Here is a 19,810-nt window from a genome sequence, read left to right as displayed (position 1 = left end):
TAAAGAATGCCAGTAACCAATTATAACCTCATATCAGAAAATTCGGAATCTACGGTGGTAGCCGAATATACAACCGAATATAAAAGAGAAGTACATTATCAATCTGAAGCAGAGCTTGAAAAGGCTTTTATTGCCTTGTTAGAAAAACAAGCGTATGAATTCGTTACGATTCATTCGAATGCTGAATTGGTTAATAATTTACGTCTACAGCTAGAAAAGTTAAACGATTACCAATTCACCGAAAAGGAATGGAAATCGTTTTTTGAAAGTAAGCTTTCGAATCCCAATGCGAATATTGAGGATAAGACTCGATTGATACAAGAAGATTATATTCAAGCATTGCAATGTGAAGATGGGTCACTGCGCAATATCTATTTGATAGACAAAAAGAATATCCATAATAACCATCTTCAGGTCATCAATCAATACGAAACTGCCGAAGGTAATCGTGCCAATCGTTATGATGTGACAGTTTTGGTCAATGGATTACCGATGGTGCATATTGAGTTGAAAAAGCGTGGAGTGTCATTACAAGAAGCTTTCAACCAAATAGATCGTTATGAGCGTGAATCTTTTTGGGCAGATAGTGGCTTATTTCAGTATGTGCAGTTGTTTGTGATCTCTAACGGTACATTAACCAAGTATTACAGCAATACTACACGCTACACACACCTCAAAGAGAAGGAAAAACAAGGATCTAAAAAATCGAAAACAAGTAATAGCTACGAGTTTACTTCATGGTGGGCAGACGGTAGTAATCGCCCGATATTGGATTTGATGGATTTTGGAAAGACATTTTTTGCCAAACATTCTATCCTAAATATCATAACCAAATATTGCGTTTTTACCTCTGATAAGTTGTTATTGGTGATGCGTCCTTATCAGATTGTAGCCACAGAACGCATCTTGCAGAAAATCAATGTATCCTATAATTATAAAAAATATGGAACTATTGATGCAGGTGGATTTGTATGGCATACAACAGGTTCAGGTAAAACATTAACTTCATTTAAAACAGCACAACTCGCTAGTAGATTAGATTTTATAGAAAAAGTTATTTTCGTTGTTGATCGTAAGGATTTGGATTACCAGACGATGAAAGAGTATGATAAATTCGAAAAAGGTGCTGCAAATAGCAATACCAATACGGCAGTACTGAAAAAGCAATTGGATGATCCGAATGCGAAAATCATTATTACAACTATACAGAAATTGTCTATTCTGATTAAAAAGCAAAAGATTCATGCGATATACAGCAAACCAGTAGTTTTCATCTTTGATGAATGTCACCGTTCGCAGTTTGGTGATATGCACGAATCCATCACGAAGACATTTAAGAAATACTTTTTATTCGGATTTACAGGAACACCAATTTTTGCCAAAAATGCAAATAGTGGTGGCAAAGCACATTTAAAAACTACTATTCAAGCTTTTGGTTGTTATCCGCACGGAGATCCCAATAATTGTCCTGAGGAGAAACATCAATCCGCTATACATACCTATACCATTGTTGATGCAATAGCAGACAAAAATGTATTGCCTTTCCGAGTAGATTATATTCGTACGATCAAAGAGAAAAACAATATAGCAGATCGCAAAGTACGTGATATAAATAGGGAAGAAGTGCTTTTGTCGCCTAAATATATCGCTAATAATGTTGATTATATACTTGAACATTTCGATCAAAAGACGATGCGCAATTCGAAGCCTTATTACATGACGGCTTTAGCCAATGTACACGAGGTAGCCTCTGCAAAGGATCGTAATCGAATTGAAGAAATTAAAGAAAAAATTCGTCGTAGTGGATTCAATTCTATTTTCGCAGTATCTTCTATTGATGCAGCAAAATTGTATTATGAAGAGTTCAAACGTCAGCAAAAGGAAGTTCCAGAGTTAAGAAAACTTAAGATAGCTACGATATTTAGTTTTGGTCAGAACGATGCCGAAGAAGATGGTGTAGAAGACGAGAATTCAGAATCAACAGAAGGATTAAGTGCTTCACATCGTGATTTTTTAGACCATGCTATCATTGACTATAATTTAGAATTTAAAACCAATTACGATACTTCTCCAGATAAGTTTCAAAACTACTATAAGGATGTTTCTTTACGCATGAAAAATCGTGAGATCGACTTATTAATAGTAGTAAATATGTTCTTAACAGGTTTTGATGCGACAACCTTGAATACACTTTGGGTAGATAAAAACTTGCGTATGCATGGTTTATTGCAAGCATATTCGCGCACTAATCGTATTCTAAACTCGATTAAGACCTTTGGTAATATCATTTGTTTTAGAAATTTGGAGGATGCTACAAATGAAGCTTTAGCATTATTTGGAAATAAAGAAGCTGGGGGTATCGTCTTACTCAAAACTTTCGATGAATACTATAATGGTTACAACGACGGCAAAAAGGATGTAAGAGGGTACAAAGACATGGTAGAGGAGCTTTTAGAGAGTTTTCCTATTGGAGTGCCAATCATTAGCGAAGAGGCTCAAAAAGAGTTTATACGCTTGTATGGATCTATTCTAAAGCTTGTCAATATCTTACGTTCGTTTGATGAGTTTGCTGGAAATGAAATTCTTTCGGATCGAGATTTTCAAGATTACCACAGTATGTATATCGAATTGTATAATCAATTTAGAGGGCAAGGTATTGGTGTTCGTGAAAATGTAGTCGATGATATTGAATTTGAAATGGAATTGATTAAGCAGGTTGAAATCAATATTGATTACATCCTCATGCTTATCAAAAAATACCATGAAGGTCATTTGAAAGACACAGAGATTGTCGTAAATATCAAAAAGGCTATTGATTCGAGTGTAGACCTAAGAAATAAACGAGACCTAATCGTAAAATTTGTGGATTCGCTAACTGCTTCATCTAATGTAGATGAGGACTGGCAAAAATACGTTGCTGAACAGAAAGAAGCTGAATTAAACCAAATCATTGCTGAAGAGCGTTTGAAAGAAGAAGAAACCAAAACTTTCGTTGACAACTCTTTCAAGAATGGTGAAATCCAATCAGCAGGTACATCATTCGCTAAAATCTTACCACCAGTATCTCGCTTCACACCAACAGGCGAAAGAACTTCGTTAAAAGAACGTGTTCTTGGACGATTGAAGGAGTATTTTGACAGGTATTTTAATATAAGTTAGGGGGCAGGACTAAACAAAAAAACAATTATAAATTATGATTAGAATATTACATTTAACAGATTTTCACTTAAACAATAAAACTCTTAAGGATTGGAACGACTTTATGAGAGTTCCATTTTTAAATAAAATTGATGAATTAAACAAAGATCAAAATATTGATTTAGTATTGTTTACTGGAGATTTAATAGATCAAGCAGGAAAAGATTTTGGATCAGTCACAAATGGGCTAAATACTTTTAATGAGGAAGTTATCAAACCTATTTTAGAAAAGTTGAATCTTGATATTTCTAAATTTATAATTTGTCCAGGAAATCATGATATAAATAGAAATGCAGATAAGGCATTTGCACATAGTGGCTTAACTAATGAATTAAAGTCGATTGAAGCGGTTAATGCATTTACAAATACATTAGAAGACGATTATGATGGAATACAAAGAATAAAAGAATATAAACTATTTGAATTTGAACTTTATAAGGATGTAAATGAAAAAGTTCATTCAAAATTCAAATTTTCAATCAAACTAAATATTAATGATAAGTCTGTAGGTATAACTTCTCTGAATACTTCTTGGAGATGTTATGGAAATGATGATTGTAAGAATTTACTTGTAGGGGAAAATCAATTAAACGATAATTTTAAATTTATAGAAGACTGCGAGTTGAAAATCGCTTTGATGCACCATCAACTTGATTGGTTATCAGGATTTGAATCAAAAATAATCAAGAGTCATATATCTTCTAATTATGATATAGTATTAAGTGGACATGTGCACGAAACAGATGTCGAATTTGTTCAAAATTTAACTGGTACTTGTTTAAAAATCGTTTCACCCTCTGGATTGAATCAGATTAGGTCAGACGGTTTTTATGCTAATGGGTTTAGTGTAATTGATTATGGTAGTGATAATAAATGTTATTTCTATAAGTACAATCATTCACAACGTTTGTTTGTGCAGAATACAGATGTCTGTGATAATGGAGTTCTTGAGATAGATATTAACAGAAATACTTCAACATTAAAAAATATAGAAACACTTATTTTAGATGAGGAATTTAAAGAATTTTTAAAAGATAGTGGGGCTAATTTTACACATAGAAGTAAAGCCTTAACTCTTGATGATATTTACGTGTTTCCTTATATGGAGCAATTTAGCTTGAATGATGAGGAAGAAAAGGGGGGAGCGATTAAATCTGAAGATATTTTAAAAAAAATTATACAAAAAGAGATTAGGCACATAGTTATTCTAGGAGAGGAGAATAGTGGGAAAACGTCCTTTTGTAAGCAAATTATTAAAACACTACTTTTAGAAAATAATAATATTCCCGTCTTTATTAAAGGACGAGATATAAAAAAGGTTACAAGAGAGGAGATAGATAAATTAGTCCAAAAGGAAATCAGAAAACAATATAAAGAAGCAGTTAATTTAGAGGAAAAGGATATTTTTATCGTTATTGATGATTTAAATAATTGCAAGCTACCTCAAAAGAGTAAAAAAACATTTATTCTAAATCTTCAGTCCTTCAATTATTATACAATTATCACATGGGATGAATATTTTACCCTAAGTGATCTGTTGGAATCTCAGATAACAACTTTAGAAGTATTTGAAATTTTAAAGTTTGGAGGCAAGAAGCGATTTGAGTTAATAAGAAAGTGGATCAATCTAATTGACGATGTGTTTGATGATGATCAAACAAAAGAATTTCAAATTAAAGAGTTAGTAAAAACAGTTAATGCTGTTATTGGTAAAAATTTGATCCCGTCATTGCCAATATATATTTTAACAATTTTACAAGCGAATGAACTGGCAAGTACCACAAATTTTGAACAAAGTACTTTCGGACACTATTATGATGTGTTAATTCGTTCAGCATTAGGGAAAAAAATTAAAGCAAACTCAGAAATAGAGAAATATTACTCATATTTAACAGAGTTCTCATTTTGGTTAAATAAAAAAGGTACTATTGAGGTGACTGAATCTGAGTTTATTGAATTCCATAAATTCTTTACAGAGAAATATCAAGTCCAGTTAAGTTTTAGGGATGCATTATTTATTCTTGAAGAATGTAATCTAATTCAAAATCAAACTAATTTATATAAATTTAAATACAAGTATATTTATTTTTACTTTTTTGGTAAATATTTGTCTGACAATATAGAAAATAAAGATATCCAAAGTAAAGTATGTGAAATATCTAATAATCTTTATCAGACTGAAAGTGCAAATATTTATATTTTTCTTTCACACCATAGTAAATCAAAGTTCGTGATTGATCAAATTATCAATAGGGCCAAAGAACTTTTTAAGGATGAGGTTACTATTGGTTTTAATAGTGATATCAACTCAATAAACAATTTAATTAAAGATACTACTGACAAAATTCATCTTGAGAAAATACATTCATCATCAGAAAGTGAGGTATATGCAGAAGTTGAAATTGCTGATGAAAAATTTGATAATGAAATTCCCCCAAAAGAAGGTGATACTGATGAAAATATAGATAGCATATCTAAAATTAATAAAGCATTTAAGACAATTGAAATATTAGGATATATTATTAAAAATAGATATGCCTCTTTAGTTGGTTCAGATAAGCTTGAATTAGTCGAAGAGCTCTATAAATTAGGATTGCGATCATTAACCTTTTTATTCCGAACTTTACTTGAAGGAGAAGAATATATTAAAAATGAAATTATTGATATTATTAAAAAAGATCCAAATTCAGCTTTAACAATGAGAGAAAGAGAAGATTTGGCTAAGCAATTTATGTTTAATCTTCTGTATATGGTTTCTTACTCTATCTTTAAAAGAATATCTTCATCTATTAGTTCTAAAGATTTAGAAATAACTTTTAACGATGTTTTAACTAAAAATTCAATAGCGAATAATGGAGAAAAAAATAATGCTGTATCTTTAATTGATATGTCCGTAAAGTTCGAGTATAGTAAATCTTTTCCCGTTAAGGATGTTAAAGATTTATCTGATCAATTCAAGAATAATAGACTTGCAAATAATATTTTAAGGAGATTAGGGGTTAATTTTATGAGAATGATACCTTTAAAAGAAAGTGATCAACAAAAAGCTTCTGAAATTCTAGATATATCAATTGATAGACAAAGAATCATTTCTGCTACATCGAGTATAAAAAAATAAACCTTTATCCATCCAAATCTGGATAAATGCTCTTCAACAAAAAGCGGAGAATAAATAGTTTATTCTCCGCTTTTTTTGCGTCAAATAATTCTTATATTTACTGCATAAATCTAGTAAAATGTCAGTCTATATACACGAACGAAATAATTGGACAAATTTTCAATGGGAAGACGATAAAATACTTAATCTTTTAAGTGAGGTTCGTCATCTTCAAGGGAAACTTATTGGAAAAGTAGAGTTACTAGGGTTTGAGTTAAAAGACGAAGCCAACTTAGAAACACTTATCCAAGATGTAGTAAAAAGTTCAGAAATTGAAGGAGAGATATTAAATCCTGAACAAGTTAGGTCTTCAATAGTTAATCGTTTAGGGTTAGATAATTTAGGAAGTGTAAATTCAGATCGTCATATAGATGGAGTAGTAGAAATGATGTTAGATGCTACTCAAAATCCTAATAAGACGTTGACTGCTGATAGATTATTTGGTTGGCATTCTTCTTTGTTTCCTGTTGGACGTTCGGGATTGTATAAGATCGAGGTGGGTAAGTGGCGCACTGGAGATATGCAAGTTGTGTCAGGAGGATTTGGGAGAGAGGTAGTTCACTTTGAAGCTCCTAAGGCTGATCGATTAGAGGTTGATATGGATAAACTTATTGAATGGTTCAATACCACTACTAATATAGATCCTGTACTAAAAGCAGCTATTACGCACTTATGGTTTGTAACTATACATCCTTTTGATGATGGTAATGGACGTATTGCTCGTGCTTTGACAGATATGCAACTATCTAAAGCTGATGGTGTCAATCAACGCTTTTATAGTACGTCAGCTCAAATCCGTAATGAACGCAAAGCATATTATGAGATTTTGGAAAAAACTCAAAAAGGAGATTCTGATATAACAAATTGGATTATTTGGTTTTTATCCTGTTTAAAAGAAGCTATAATTTCATCAAGCGTTATAATCGATAAGGTTGTTAAGAAACATCAATTTTGGATTTATAATGGTTCAAAAATTAGTAACGAAAGACAACGTATTATGCTTAATAAATTGATGGATAATTTTGAAGGACATCTTACTTCTTCAAAATGGGCTAAGATGACAAAAGTATCTGGTGATACCGCATTACGTGATATTACTGATTTGGTGAATAAAGAGATTTTACTTAAAGCTGAGTCAGGTGGAAGAAGTACAAACTACGAATTAAACTGGTAAAAATTTTACTGACTACAAATGCTGTTTTGTAGTCAGTAAATTTTAAATATAATATTCAGTTTATGTTTTGTATAACATTGATTTTCAACCGTTAAGCGTCTTTGCCTTTCATTCTGTAGTCATGTAGTCACGTAGTCACGTGTTTTTCAAAACTTTTCAAGAGTTATATGTGTGAGTAGTCTTAGCTATTAAGGTGATATTATAGGTGAAATTACAACTGATGTAAATTTTAGACAATAGTTGAATATATATTGTCCGAGCATTTAGCTGTCGTACACCTTTTTTACATCTTAATTTTATTTAACTTATTGATAATCAAGTTTATATTTTCTAATTTTACTTTTTGTATCGGCAAATAAATCCGTAGACTTATATTTTGTATTAACTAAAACAGATAAAAATTCATAATAAACCATTCAGACATTTTACCTATTATTTTCTTACAAGGCTTACTTAGGTCATAAATCTAAAATCAATAAATATCACGATTTCTTCATTTGATTTTCAAATTCTTCAAAAAATAAATTAAGTGACAGATTTTCAACATTACAAATAGCATAAATAGTTGAAATTGGTATGTTATAACCTTCTGCATCTTTTATTTTTGAAATTGTGGATGAAGACAAGTTACACGCTTTAGCGTATTTATTTAGACTGGTTTCTTCTCCATTTAATTTATATGGGGAAAAAAAGCGTGCTTTTATAAATTCACATATCTTTTTATTAAGCTCATTTTTGTCTTCTATGTAAGTCATATTTTTATTAAAAAAAATCGTTCGCTATAGCGAATAGTTTGTATTATTTTTATATATTTGTATATCAATTAATAGCGGAACGGTTTTAGAAACTATGTTTCTTTCCGTAACGGTGTTACTCATGAACGAAAACGACCAAAATTCCACATGAGGTAACCGTGGGTTCGCCATTTATATTAGATTTTTATATCTTCGTTTATAAAGTCTAATATGGCGAACTTCATGTAAGTCTTTTGTGGATATAATCCTTGGATTATAGGTGCTTGGTCGTACCGCGTTCAAAAGCATTGAAGTTCGCCATATTGGTTATACCACCCAATACAGCTTACCTTTTGCTTTTAGAGTACCATCGTTATCATAAACTTTTATAAATAATAAATTATGAGAACGAGATCAATTACCACTACATCCATGCTGTTGATACCAGATCAACAATGGAGTTACTCTAATCTTTTATATAAGAACATCAAACGATCACCAGAGTAATGATGATTTAAAATACACAGAGTCAAAAGAAGATAGAGCCATATTCTATAAATGAATAGGCTTATTTAACTTTTTGTTATCTGTAGCCGACTACTGTACTATATAGCACTACCTAGCAAGATGTAATAATCGGTTTTATACTTTATTGTTCGCACTCTAAATATACTACTCCTTAATTATTCTTACAAGTGATTTGAATCATATTGTAATGCAATATGCTGTATACAGAGTCGGCTTATATTTAAATTACCTTATTCTGTTTCTATTGGTGTTAAGTTAAGTAGTGGATATTTCAGATATATCTACTATCATACCCACCAACTTAGGACATAACCAATTATAATTCACTTGAAAAATGAAGAATTTTTATCGAGAGGGAAGAGGACTGTCAATATTGAAGAAACCAAAACCCAATAATTTCTTATTTAAAGACAAGACCATTGTTTCTGGAGAGGCAAAACAAGAAAGAAACGTATTGACATCAGAAAATAGGGAAAGCTACGCAGCATACTTGTCATCCTTGATTTATGAATATCAGTTACATAATAAATATGCGACAACAGTACAAAGTTTAGTAAATCGTGAAGATAATACTAGAGAAAGTAACAATGAACTTTTTAATAAAACACTTAAAAGAAATTGTTTAAAAAAGGAAAAGTATAATAAGTTAGGAACTCTTTTTCTTATAAGTTTTTTTACGATTTGTTGTAATTCATTACTTTATTCAGCCCCACATCAGGGCTTTTTACAAAAAGAGGAAATAAGGCCACTAAATATTGGAGATAACATACCTGAGGCGCTGTGGCATTTACCACTGCAAGTTGTTAATCATCCTGCTGGAAATAAAACAATCAGACTGAGCGATTATAAAGACAAGAAATTAATCATCTTGGACTTTTGGGCGACCTGGTGTGGAGGTTGTATTGGATCTATCAGCAATTTTTTACAATCTTCTTCATCGTCTGATATCGATGTTTTCTTTCAAGGAGTTACCTATCAAGAGGAAGATGAGATTAAATCTTTTGAACAAAAATCGAAGCATTTCTTTCCGAGTATTATATCCGACAATGTGTTGTCTCGATATTTTCCTTATCGACTAATTCCGCATGTTATTTTGATTAAAGAAGGGAAAGTATTGGCCATCACTGATTCTGAGATTCTAAAGGCAGATGCTTTAAGTCGTATAATGAAAAAAACATCCACATCTATTATTCATAAAGTGGATATCTTGGATTTTGATAAACACATAGCAATTAAGGAACAATCCAATGCACAGATGAAAAATGCCCAAAGGGTCAGTGCAACATTACTAAAGCCTATTCGTGGGCTTGGTGGCTTAGGGAGCTACACACATCATGATAGTGTACAACGCTTATTAATAATCAATAAGGGTTTGCTTGAATCAATGTATTTGTTGTTAGAAGATAATTGGAGAAATCGAATATTTCTAGATTTTGATCATAAAATAAAAGTAGACCATCTTTCCAATGGGGATAACAATGACTATTCCAAATGGGTGTATGAATATGGTGTGGGTATAGAATTCATTGCAACAAGCGATATTCCACGAGTAAGGTTCAATAAGCTTGCTTTAGATTATTTGTTATTAGGAAATGGATATAGTATGGAAGTTGTGGATACTTTGATTGATTGTTATGTTATTTCAAATGCGCATTCTAAATCTACCAATGTGAATAAGAACGACTTTACTGTAAGTTTTAAAGATCTTTTGAAAAGACTAAATCATCAAACTATAGATCAGCCTCGACAACCCATTTTTATTCTTGATGATAGCCTAGAGTCTCAGTTAATCATTAATATCGACCTGCAGAAGTTACCAGATTTAACATATTTAGAAAATTCCTTAGTTAAGCAAGGTTATCAATTGCGTAAACAGCCGAAGGTGATTTCCATTATTAGAGTTAGAGAGGAGGAATTGTTATGAAAGTGGTATTGAGTTTATTTTTATTAATGATCAGCACGTATATATATGGTCAGGAGTTGAATAGACGTATAGTAATCAAAGATAGTATTAGCCAAAAAAGAATATCTAATTCTACATTGATAGTTAAAGGAGCTCATTATACAAGTGATAAAGATGGAGTTGTAGATATTGTTGCCAACGTAGGGGATACAATTGAAATAACACATATTGGATATGAAAATAAGCGAATCGGGGTAAAAGAAATATTAAATTCCTCTACTATTGTATTACTTCCTATAGCTCATTTAATTGAAGAGGTAGATGTGTATACGGGGTATCAAAAGATAAATCTTACGCAGGCTACAGGTGCTTTTGAAAAGGTCAATATGAAAAATATTAAAAACATATATTCTAGTAATATTTTAGATCGTCTTGAAGGAAATTCAGCCTTACTTTTTACCAAAAACAATAGTAAAGCCTCGATGACTTTAAGAGGACTTAGTAGTATTAATAATAGCAATTTACCATTGATTGTACTTGATGATTTTCCTTATGACGGTGATCTAAATAATATCAATGCGGAAGATGTCGCAAATATTAGTATTCTTAAGGATGCTGCTGCAACAGCAATTTGGGGTGCACGAGCAGGCAATGGTGTGATTGTGATCACTACCAAAAAGGCATCCACTCAGAGTAAAGGTCATATTAATCTATCTTCAGCAGTACAATTGCAGACTAAACCTGATCTATATGGAGTCAATCAGATCAGCGCAAGTAGTGTCATCGACCTAGAGACATATTTATTTGAAAAAGGAGCTTACAGCAGTGCTGAAAAGTCAACCTTACGGCCTTATCTATCTCCAGTAGTGGAAGCACTTATTGCTATTAGAGACAACAAAGGTGATCCGGAGCAATTAAAATCCCAAATTGATGCAATGCGTGAAAACGATGTGAGAAGTGATTATCTGAAATACATGTACCGCAATGCGATAAATAGCAATTATAATTTTTCTATAGATGGAGCCAACAATAAGTTTAGTTTTTTGCTTTCAGGAAGACACGATAGTAATATAGATCTGCTGGATGGTCGTGATCAGAAAATTTTATTACGTAGTAATTTTGGATTACAGATTAGCTCAAAGATTAAACTGTCCACAGATTTGAATTATACTAATGGACGAGAGCAATCTGGAAGAACAGCATATAGTCCTATAGGGAGAAGACCATATATGATGTTAGTTAATGATCATGGTGATGCTTTGGGCTATGCTCCATATCGAACAGGATTTGTCGATACACTGGGTGCAGGTCTATTGATGGATTGGAATTTTTATCCCTTAACAGATTATAAGCATACGCAGTTTATACATCAACAACATGCTGTGCTTCTGTCATCTAAGCTAGACTATAATGTATGGAATGCCTTAAAGATGTCAATGTCCTATCGATATGAGCAAGTTCAATTGAAAAGTAACAATCTATCTACTGAAGAAAGTTTTTTTGTAAGAGATTTGATAAATAGGTATGCAAAACTAGATTTTACAAAGAACCAGGTGCAATTCGGCATTCCAAAAGGAGGCATCATGGATCAATTAGTAAACTCATCAAGTGTTCATAATTTTAGGTTTGGTGGAGAGTATGATAAGCAATGGAGTCATTTTATGCTTCACGCCTTGTTTGGGATGGAAATACGTCAGCAGCTTAAAGATCAGAATGTCAATCGTTATTATGGATTTGATGAAGAAAACTATTCGATCGGCAAGGTAGACTATATCAATGCATATAAACATCTCATTACAAATGGAAATATCTATGTACCATTTATTGATGATAGATCCATGTATACGAATCGTTTTGTTTCTCAATATGTGAATGCAGCTTTCAGTATTAAGGAAAAGTATGTCATTTCGGGAAGTTTACGTCGAGATGCATCAAATTTATTTGGCGTAAAAACAAATGATAAATGGCAACCTCTTTGGTCTATAGCAGGACGTTGGAATATCATTCGCCAAAGTCAGCATTTTTTGTCATGGATTGATGATTTGAGTTTACGTTTATCTTATGGAGTTAGTGGTAATGTAAATCAGAGCCAATCGGCAGTTACTACTATTCGTTACCAGAATACGGATAGCTATACGAATTTTCCAAAGGCATTTATCAATCAATTTATGAATCCCTCATTACGTTGGGAGAAAAACAAAATGTGGAATTTGGGGACAAATTTCTCAATGCTTAATAGGCATATACAAGGAAGAGTTGAGTTGTATAGTAAGCGTGGCGAAGATTTGTTCGGTGTAGCTCCAATAGACTATACTGCTGTACCAAGTAAGGGTATCATGCGAAATGTTGCGGACATGAAGGGCAGAGGTGTTGAGTTGGAGCTTTCAGGATTTTTCAATTTGGGCAGAAGAATTACGATTCAACCACAATTTTTATTAAATGTGAATCATAGCGAAGTGTCGAAGTATTACATCAGTGCTAAGTTAGCTTATGAGTCAATAAGTAATGGGACATCTGTCAATGGATTGATAGGCTATCCAGTTTATTCCTTTATGAGCTACAAATGGAGAGGTCTAGACGAGTTTGGTGATCCATTGGGAGAGATTGATGGAGAAAAGTCAAAGGATTATAATGCAATACGTACGCAGGATAAAAGTACTTTACACTATAGTGGATCAGCTTTACCTCGCTATTCAGGATATTTCAATCCCTTATTTCGCATTGGGAAATTTGATATGATGGTCGGTTTATCCTATAAGTTTGGACATGTATTCAAAAGAGAGTCTGTTCGGTACAATGAGTTAACTACAATGAACGCATTAGGTATTGGGAGTGGAGATTTTGAAAAGAGATGGCAGCAGTCAGGTGACGAAAATAGAACTGACGTTCCAGCATACGTTTATCCAGTTAATAGTAATAGAAACCATTTTTATGAAAATTCGGATATCTTAATATTAAAGGCAGATCATATACGTATTCAAAATATGATACTTGGTTATGATTGGCAAATGCGGAACACTATTAAAGGACGTATCTATGTATCGGCTACAAATTTGGGGATATTATGGAAAAGCAATTCATATGATATAGATCCCGATTATCCTAATATGTATCCTGTAGGAAAACAATATGCACTGGGAATAAGGATTGATTTTTAATTAGAAAGACATGAAAAAATTATTAAATATAGCATTAATTGTTTTGATAGTTACGCAGCTTACGAGCTGTGAGCAGTTTTTAGAGTTGAAACCTGATGCTAAGTTGAAGGTCGCTACGACTTTGAATGATCTGGATGCCGTAATGAATAATACGAGTGTTATGAACTACTATACGATGGGGATTGGAGAAGCGTCCGCAGATAATTATTACGTAGATTATAATGTCTGGAAAAGTTTGGATCAAGGTGAACGTGATATGTATACCTGGGGTAATGAGATTTTTTATCAATCATCGAGTAATCCTTGGATGGATTATTACCGAGTGGTGTACTACGCGAATTTCGTTTTATCTAATTTGGAATTAATGTCTCATTTGGAAGTATCTCAAAATAGTTTGTTTCGTAATCTGAAAGGTAGAGCATTGTTTTTTAGGGCTTATAGCTTCTTTAAGTTGGTCACCTTATTTTCTAAAACATACGATTTGAATACTGCTGAATCAGATTTAGGCATCCCATTGCGCCTATCGGACGATTTTAATCAGCCAACGACTAGGGCATCGGTGAATACATGTTATCATCAAATTTGCGAGGATTTGATTGCAGCAAAAGATCTACTTAATGAGCGCTCAACTAATCAACATGAACCTTCTAGACATGCCGCTCTTTTATTGCTGTCGTGGACCTCATTGATTATGCAGGATTTTCAAATGGCAGCTCGCTATGGTCAGGAGGCTTTATCTATTGATGACAGGCTAATAGATTATACAATGTATAATGGTTCAAATAGTTTTCCTTTTGAAATGAATAATAGAGAGGTAGCTTTCATCGCTGGAGGGGTTAATAATCTTATTGGCTATTGGTATAGCAAGATAGATCTTAACTTATATACATCTTATAGCCCGTATGACTTTAGAAAGTCTTTGTTTTTTGGATCAAATACAGATGGCTCGATTTATTTTAGAGGCTCCTACTTGGGGGCTAATGGTTTATTTATGGGACTTGCAACCACAGATGCTTATTTCAATGTTGCCGAGTCATTAATTCGACTTGGTCAAGTTTCCGATGGTTTACGTTATCTAAATGAAGTGTTGAAGATGCGCTATTCGAATGCAAATATTCCTACCGTTCAAGATAACGACAGTAAATCAGCTTTGCAACTGACCTTGTCCGAAAGACGTAAAGAATTTATTATGAGAGATTCGCGATGGATTGATATAAAGCGATTGAATAAATTTGAAGATAGTCAGATTGTATTAAAAAGGTTATTAAATGGCTCGGAGTATGTATTAAGTGTTAATGACAATAAATATGCTCTTCCAATTCCTGAGGAGATTATCCAAATAACTGGAATACCTCAAAATCCTAGATAAAAGAGGCGTTTTGTTGTAAATTAGTTTACAACAAAACGCTATTTTATAATTTCAATAATTATGGCGTGAATGGAGGTCTTTTGTTTGCCTCATAGTCTAACTCATTGTCAGCAACATTTCCATGTGTAAATGCGGGTTGGCTAGGGTTCGAAGTACTCGGTTCGTCTTGAATACTACACATTACTGTACCTGTTCCACAACTAATACTGGGGGTTGGTTTAGTTAGGGCATAATTTGCAGGATTATTTACATCTGAAGGATTAGTACTGTTTAATTGATAGTACCAAGTCTGTGATGCTAAGCTTGTTTTACTGATGTCTTTAACTTTAGCGCTATGCATTGCCTGTACAGCGAAATAACTTCCAGCAATTAACGCAATAAATGAAAGGGCACGTAACCCTATATTCTTTAAATTTTTCATAATCTTTTTTTTAAAAATAAAATAATCGAGGTCATATTTTATGATAGATATCTGTTACCTCATACAGCATCGTAGTATATTTTGGCCCACCAGTCCCTTAATTATAGGGAGGGTATGACCAAAATCAGGAATACTGCAAATTTCTTTTTGTACATTTTCATAAGTTGTAGATGTTTGGTATACTCAAATCTCTACAACTCTATATATAGAAAATTATGCTATTGGTATAAATGTTAAAATCGTAAATGATAAGATAAGGCGAGATAGTAGTATTTAAAATTGCTAATATTTAAATATGCCATCTTCTCTTTTATAGTAAGTAAATTATATAATTCTGGCTGGAGTGTAGCTAAAGCATGTAATCGATGAAGAGATGGTGAATTCAAAATGCTAATTAACTGTTGGGTATATCTGATTTCATGTTGTTTAAGTATCTGATAGATTTCATTTAATTCTGCATATAAGCCAATTCCTTCTTTGAAACTACCATTAGGTATTTCGTATATAGTAGTAGAACGCAGGAATTTAATACTGTTTGAATCTGAATTTGAGGAAAAGGGATGTTTCGTTCCAGAAAAGTAATAATGAGATGAATAAAATCTTTCTAATATTTCCTTTTGCTTGTTAAAACTTATTATCGCAACTAAACCATCTATTATAAAACACCACTTACTAACTTGTTCATCATACATTTTGTAATAGGTAGCGGAAGGGTATTGTTTTATTCTTCCATTCTTTCGTAAAAATTGTTTTGTTTCAACTGATAATTTGCGGTAGTAACTGAAGTAATTAATAACTCTTTCCATCCAGTGAATTCGTTGGTAAATTCACTAATTTGCCTTTACTTTTTCGTATACATTGAATCAAAGTGTACAAACTTATACTTTTAAGACTTACAATCTGTTTGTTTACGTAACTCTTACTCAAAAACATAGCTGGTCAGTAATTCTTACATATAATACGTTGTACCATTTTTTTTGAATTCATATTTTTTCGTTTGCAAGTTTGCTCTTGTTGGATCCAATTAGAGTTATGAAAAAAGCATCTTCTAGGACTGTACACCCCAGTTGTTGCTTAAGGTAAAATGTTAAAAATCGATTCAAAATGAAAAACACGCAGAATCAAACTTTATGGAGAAGTGATCTTAATAAGAAGAATCCGACTATATTAGTTTGGGGACAATTTCAATCTCTTTTAGATAATGAACCACCTCCAAAAGAGCGGTGTCCAATACGTACCTTTTAATATTATTTGATAACCTAACTATCAATTTAGAGGGGAATTAGAAGCATAAAATGCTCAATGGTTTCCCTCTAATAAATCACATTAATATAAAAATTATGATCTATAATTCTTGGGATTTTGCATTATTTTCAGCAAATATTCATCATTTTTTTCCGCATACACCATGGGATGCTCATAAGAAGATTTACGAGCAGTGGACAGAATACCATAAACCTAAATTTATAAAATCAGATCATATTTGGGATTTAAATGAACTATTACCATTTATTGTAAAACAACCAACTATTCTCTGTTTGTTTCATTTAGGCTATCATGCGCAGATACCTGCAGTACTTGCAAATCGAAATATACAGTTTGATATATTAATAGATCGAAATGTATATGAATTGCAGAAAAATCAAATTAAAGAAATGAAATCAAAATTATTAGATCAGGATTCCTTTCGTTTTCTTTTTAGTGATGATCCACAAGTATTAATAAAAGCGCGCTCTACATTAAATCAAGGACGACACCTTTTAATATTTGCTGATGGTAACTCCGGTACAATTAAAGATACAAGCAATAATAGGGTAGAAATTCAATTTTGTGGCAATAAGATAAAAGTACGTAAAGGTATAGCGGTATTGAGTTATTTGTTAAAGATTCCTATAATTCCCCTGACACATATGAATAGAAATAAGACGTGGAAGATCATATGCGGAAATATAATATCCCCAAATATTTTTAAAACAGGAAAAGAATATGTGGTATTTGCCATGCAGGATTTGTATAGATTTTTAGAATTACAAATAGTAGATGATCCCTATAAATGGGAATCATGGAATTATTTTCATGAACTAGGTTGCATAGAAATTGGAATGGAATCATATATAGGGAAAGACTATAGAAAAATTGAAGATTCATGGCTATTATTAAAGCTGAATGGAATAACTGGATATTTCGATAGGAAAAATTATTGCTTTATTTATTTGTCATAGTTTTAAAAAATAACTTAAATTTAAATATCACCAATAAATCTACTATGAAAAATGCAAGAATTCGTGTTCTGATGCATTTGATAATTGCTGCATTTATTTTTCTATGGAACTATTTTCTAAATTACTTTTATGCACAAGAAGAAATACCATTACTTCATATTATTGCGATATCTTCAGTTTATATACTTTTTTATTTAGCGATTTCCATTTTTCTGGAAATCCTATTTAAAAATCCAAACCTAATCCGAGCTATTGTATTTTTGAGTTATCTAATATTCGCATGGAATATAACTTGGATAATCCAAGAAATAATATACTCTATATTACCAGAAATTGGTATAGTACTATTTAATAGTAATGTGCCTAGAAATGATACATTATTTCATTATAGAATTTGGGATGCCTTTATATCATTACATATTATAGCTCTTATTTATTACGTCATTTTAAGGTTTGTTATGTATTATTTGGAAACCAAAAACTTACAAAAGGAGTTGGCTATCAAAAGAGAACGGGCGGAAGATATGAAGTATACTTCTCACTTTATGAAGAATATATTTTCGGAGAGTTTTGGTCAAATATTATTAAATAACGAACCAAAAGATACTCGAACTAAGATGGATATAATTGAGTTTTTAGGTTATATATTAGAATTGGAAGAGCTAGGAAAGAAAGATTCTTGGGGATATAGCTTAGATAAATTGCAATGTTTTATTCGTCTACTACGTGCACATTATGGAACTGAGTCTGTTGTTTTTAATCTTATAAATGATGGTAGAGAAATTAACCAATTACCAAGAGGGCTATTGTTATTTCCTTTAGAAAATTGTCTTAAACATGCCTATATATCACCTGATTATCCTATAAATTATAAATTGATAAAAGAGAATTGCACTATTGAAATTGAATGTACGAGTACTACTAATCATTTAAAGATAAAAGAAAAGTCTGGTAATGGGTTTTTATTTTTAAAGGAAAAAATTAATAGCAGCGATTATCTACATATAATGGAAAACACGTCCAATCTCAAAGACTATACTTTATACCTAAAACTAACGCCAAAATATGATGCTAAAACAAAAATACAATATTCTTCTCTTGGATGATAAATTAAATACCTTAGTGTATTTGGTTAAAATGATGTCAGAAATTTCATTTATAGGAAACATTATCGTACAATCAGACTGGAAAGAATGTCTACATAAAATAGATGAACTCGATATAGATATTTTATTTTTAGATATGGATTTTGGTGATCCAGAAGTAGATGGAAATACATGGTTAAGTATGCTTACGGATCCACCAGTTACTGTGGCATGCTCTTCCTATAGTAATTATGTATATAGTGCCAGAGAAGTTGGAATAAAATATTTTATCGGTAAAACTCCTAGCTTTAGAGCTTTAGAAGAATTACTTAATGATGTCGTATTAGAAGTAGATCGGAAAGCTGAGAAATCAAAAAGAGATGTCAAGCAACTTGAAATTAAAGATGTTTCAGGGGAAGAGGTTATGATTCAGGTTAAAGATATTCTATATGCCATAATTAACAATAATATTCTTACTATTTATTTAGAATCAGGAACTGTTGTGACGCAGATGTCTTTAAAGTCCTTTGCTAGTATGTTACCCCTAGAAGGTTTTGCTAAACCGCATAATAGCTATCTATTAGCATTAGATAAAATAGAAGTAATAAGAGGTAAACAAATATTTCTTAAAAATAAATCCAAAAGTAGAAAAGGGGATGAATTGCTACATATAACTCAAGAATTTGCCAAAGAGTTCAGACATAAATATGAAATCTTTAAACAGAATAACCTATCATAGGTTTTTATATAATATGATTTTTTGTATCGAGGGTTATATTTTGGTGTGCGATTATTAAATGTATTAACAATTTGATTAAATTAATAAGTAGATATCTAAAGCCTTCCCTTTGTGGAAGGCTT

At 31.9% G+C, this 19,810-nt stretch carries 12 protein-coding genes; 9 read left to right on the top strand and 3 right to left on the bottom strand.

The window, feature by feature from the left end; all coding sequences use genetic code 11:
• The first annotated feature begins 6 nt into the window (after positions 1-6).
• From H8B04_RS02805 to H8B04_RS02795, 3 genes are all read left to right on the top strand, one after another.
• Positions 7-3,159, top strand: coding sequence for a type I restriction endonuclease subunit R (locus H8B04_RS02805; RefSeq protein WP_190301375.1), 3,153 nt, complete (start codon positions 7-9; stop codon positions 3,157-3,159).
• A gap of 34 nt (positions 3,160-3,193) precedes the next feature.
• Positions 3,194-6,316: a metallophosphoesterase gene (locus H8B04_RS02800; RefSeq protein WP_190301374.1), complete on the top strand. Its 3,123-nt coding sequence runs from the start codon at positions 3,194-3,196 to the stop codon at positions 6,314-6,316.
• 118 nt (positions 6,317-6,434) lie between these two features.
• Positions 6,435-7,529 (top strand): Fic family protein, encoded by a 1,095-nt coding sequence (locus H8B04_RS02795; RefSeq protein ID WP_190301373.1) that lies wholly within the window; start codon positions 6,435-6,437, stop codon positions 7,527-7,529.
• A 482-nt stretch (positions 7,530-8,011) separates the two neighbouring features.
• On the opposite strand, the gene H8B04_RS02790 is transcribed toward H8B04_RS02795, so the two are convergent.
• Positions 8,012-8,284, bottom strand: coding sequence for a helix-turn-helix domain-containing protein (locus tag H8B04_RS02790; protein ID WP_190301372.1), 273 nt, complete (start codon positions 8,282-8,284; stop codon positions 8,012-8,014).
• An 841-nt stretch (positions 8,285-9,125) separates the two neighbouring features.
• On the opposite strand from H8B04_RS02790, the gene H8B04_RS02785 reads away from it, so the two are divergent.
• Genes H8B04_RS02785 through H8B04_RS02775 form a run of 3 tightly spaced genes read left to right on the top strand, consistent with a single transcriptional unit; the run spans position 9,126 to position 15,221 of the window.
• Positions 9,126-10,715, top strand: a complete 1,590-nt coding sequence (locus H8B04_RS02785) for a peroxiredoxin family protein (protein ID WP_190301371.1) — start codon at positions 9,126-9,128, stop codon at positions 10,713-10,715.
• Positions 10,712-13,852, top strand: coding sequence for a SusC/RagA family TonB-linked outer membrane protein (locus H8B04_RS02780; protein WP_190301370.1), 3,141 nt, complete (start codon positions 10,712-10,714; stop codon positions 13,850-13,852). The genes H8B04_RS02785 and H8B04_RS02780 overlap by 4 nt, the downstream gene beginning before the upstream one ends.
• Positions 13,853-13,862: 10 nt before the next feature.
• Positions 13,863-15,221: a RagB/SusD family nutrient uptake outer membrane protein gene (locus tag H8B04_RS02775; RefSeq protein ID WP_190301369.1), complete on the top strand. Its 1,359-nt coding sequence runs from the start codon at positions 13,863-13,865 to the stop codon at positions 15,219-15,221.
• A gap of 58 nt (positions 15,222-15,279) precedes the next feature.
• Here the strand turns inward: H8B04_RS02775 and H8B04_RS02770 are convergent, their stop codons facing one another.
• Complete coding sequence (locus tag H8B04_RS02770; protein WP_190301368.1) at positions 15,280-15,642, bottom strand: hypothetical protein; 363 nt, start codon at positions 15,640-15,642, stop codon at positions 15,280-15,282.
• A gap of 233 nt (positions 15,643-15,875) precedes the next feature.
• Positions 15,876-16,448 (bottom strand): cyclic nucleotide-binding domain-containing protein, encoded by a 573-nt coding sequence (locus tag H8B04_RS02765; protein WP_190301367.1) that lies wholly within the window; start codon positions 16,446-16,448, stop codon positions 15,876-15,878.
• A 534-nt stretch (positions 16,449-16,982) separates the two neighbouring features.
• Here H8B04_RS02765 and H8B04_RS02760 point away from each other — a divergent pair.
• Genes H8B04_RS02760 through H8B04_RS02750 form a run of 3 tightly spaced genes read left to right on the top strand, consistent with a single transcriptional unit; the run spans position 16,983 to position 19,688 of the window.
• Entirely contained in the window at positions 16,983-17,864 is an 882-nt protein-coding gene (locus H8B04_RS02760) for a lysophospholipid acyltransferase family protein (RefSeq protein WP_190301366.1), read from the top strand.
• A gap of 44 nt (positions 17,865-17,908) precedes the next feature.
• Positions 17,909-18,970 carry a LytS family sensor histidine kinase gene (locus H8B04_RS02755; RefSeq protein ID WP_190301365.1) on the top strand — a complete coding sequence of 354 codons (1,062 nt, stop codon included), beginning with the start codon at positions 17,909-17,911 and terminating at the stop codon, positions 18,968-18,970.
• Entirely contained in the window at positions 18,930-19,688 is a 759-nt protein-coding gene (locus tag H8B04_RS02750; RefSeq protein ID WP_190301364.1) for a LytR/AlgR family response regulator transcription factor, read from the top strand. Before H8B04_RS02755 ends, H8B04_RS02750 begins: the two co-directional genes overlap by 41 nt.
• Positions 19,689-19,810 lie beyond the last annotated feature (122 nt).

This window comes from Sphingobacterium litopenaei (genome assembly GCF_014692495.1).
GTDB lineage: Bacteria > Bacteroidota > Bacteroidia > Sphingobacteriales > Sphingobacteriaceae > Sphingobacterium > Sphingobacterium litopenaei.
Note: the sequence above shows the minus strand (reverse complement) of the source record. Positions and strands in the feature narration are given on the sequence as shown.

Coding starts and splice junctions, on each gene's coding strand:
- H8B04_RS02800 (WP_190301374.1), top strand. CDS start 3,194: ATGATTAGAATATTACATTTAACAGATTTTCACTTAAACAATAAAACT.
- H8B04_RS02775 (WP_190301369.1), top strand. CDS start 13,863: ATGAAAAAATTATTAAATATAGCATTAATTGTTTTGATAGTTACGCAG.
- H8B04_RS02770 (WP_190301368.1), bottom strand. CDS start 15,642: ATGAAAAATTTAAAGAATATAGGGTTACGTGCCCTTTCATTTATTGCG.
- H8B04_RS02755 (WP_190301365.1), top strand. CDS start 17,909: ATGAAAAATGCAAGAATTCGTGTTCTGATGCATTTGATAATTGCTGCA.
- H8B04_RS02805 (WP_190301375.1), top strand. CDS start 7: ATGCCAGTAACCAATTATAACCTCATATCAGAAAATTCGGAATCTACG.
- H8B04_RS02785 (WP_190301371.1), top strand. CDS start 9,126: ATGAAGAATTTTTATCGAGAGGGAAGAGGACTGTCAATATTGAAGAAA.
- H8B04_RS02790 (WP_190301372.1), bottom strand. CDS start 8,284: ATGACTTACATAGAAGACAAAAATGAGCTTAATAAAAAGATATGTGAA.
- H8B04_RS02765 (WP_190301367.1), bottom strand. CDS start 16,448: ATGGAAAGAGTTATTAATTACTTCAGTTACTACCGCAAATTATCAGTT.
- H8B04_RS02750 (WP_190301364.1), top strand. CDS start 18,930: ATGATGCTAAAACAAAAATACAATATTCTTCTCTTGGATGATAAATTA.
- H8B04_RS02760 (WP_190301366.1), top strand. CDS start 16,983: ATGATCTATAATTCTTGGGATTTTGCATTATTTTCAGCAAATATTCAT.
- H8B04_RS02780 (WP_190301370.1), top strand. CDS start 10,712: ATGAAAGTGGTATTGAGTTTATTTTTATTAATGATCAGCACGTATATA.
- H8B04_RS02795 (WP_190301373.1), top strand. CDS start 6,435: ATGTCAGTCTATATACACGAACGAAATAATTGGACAAATTTTCAATGG.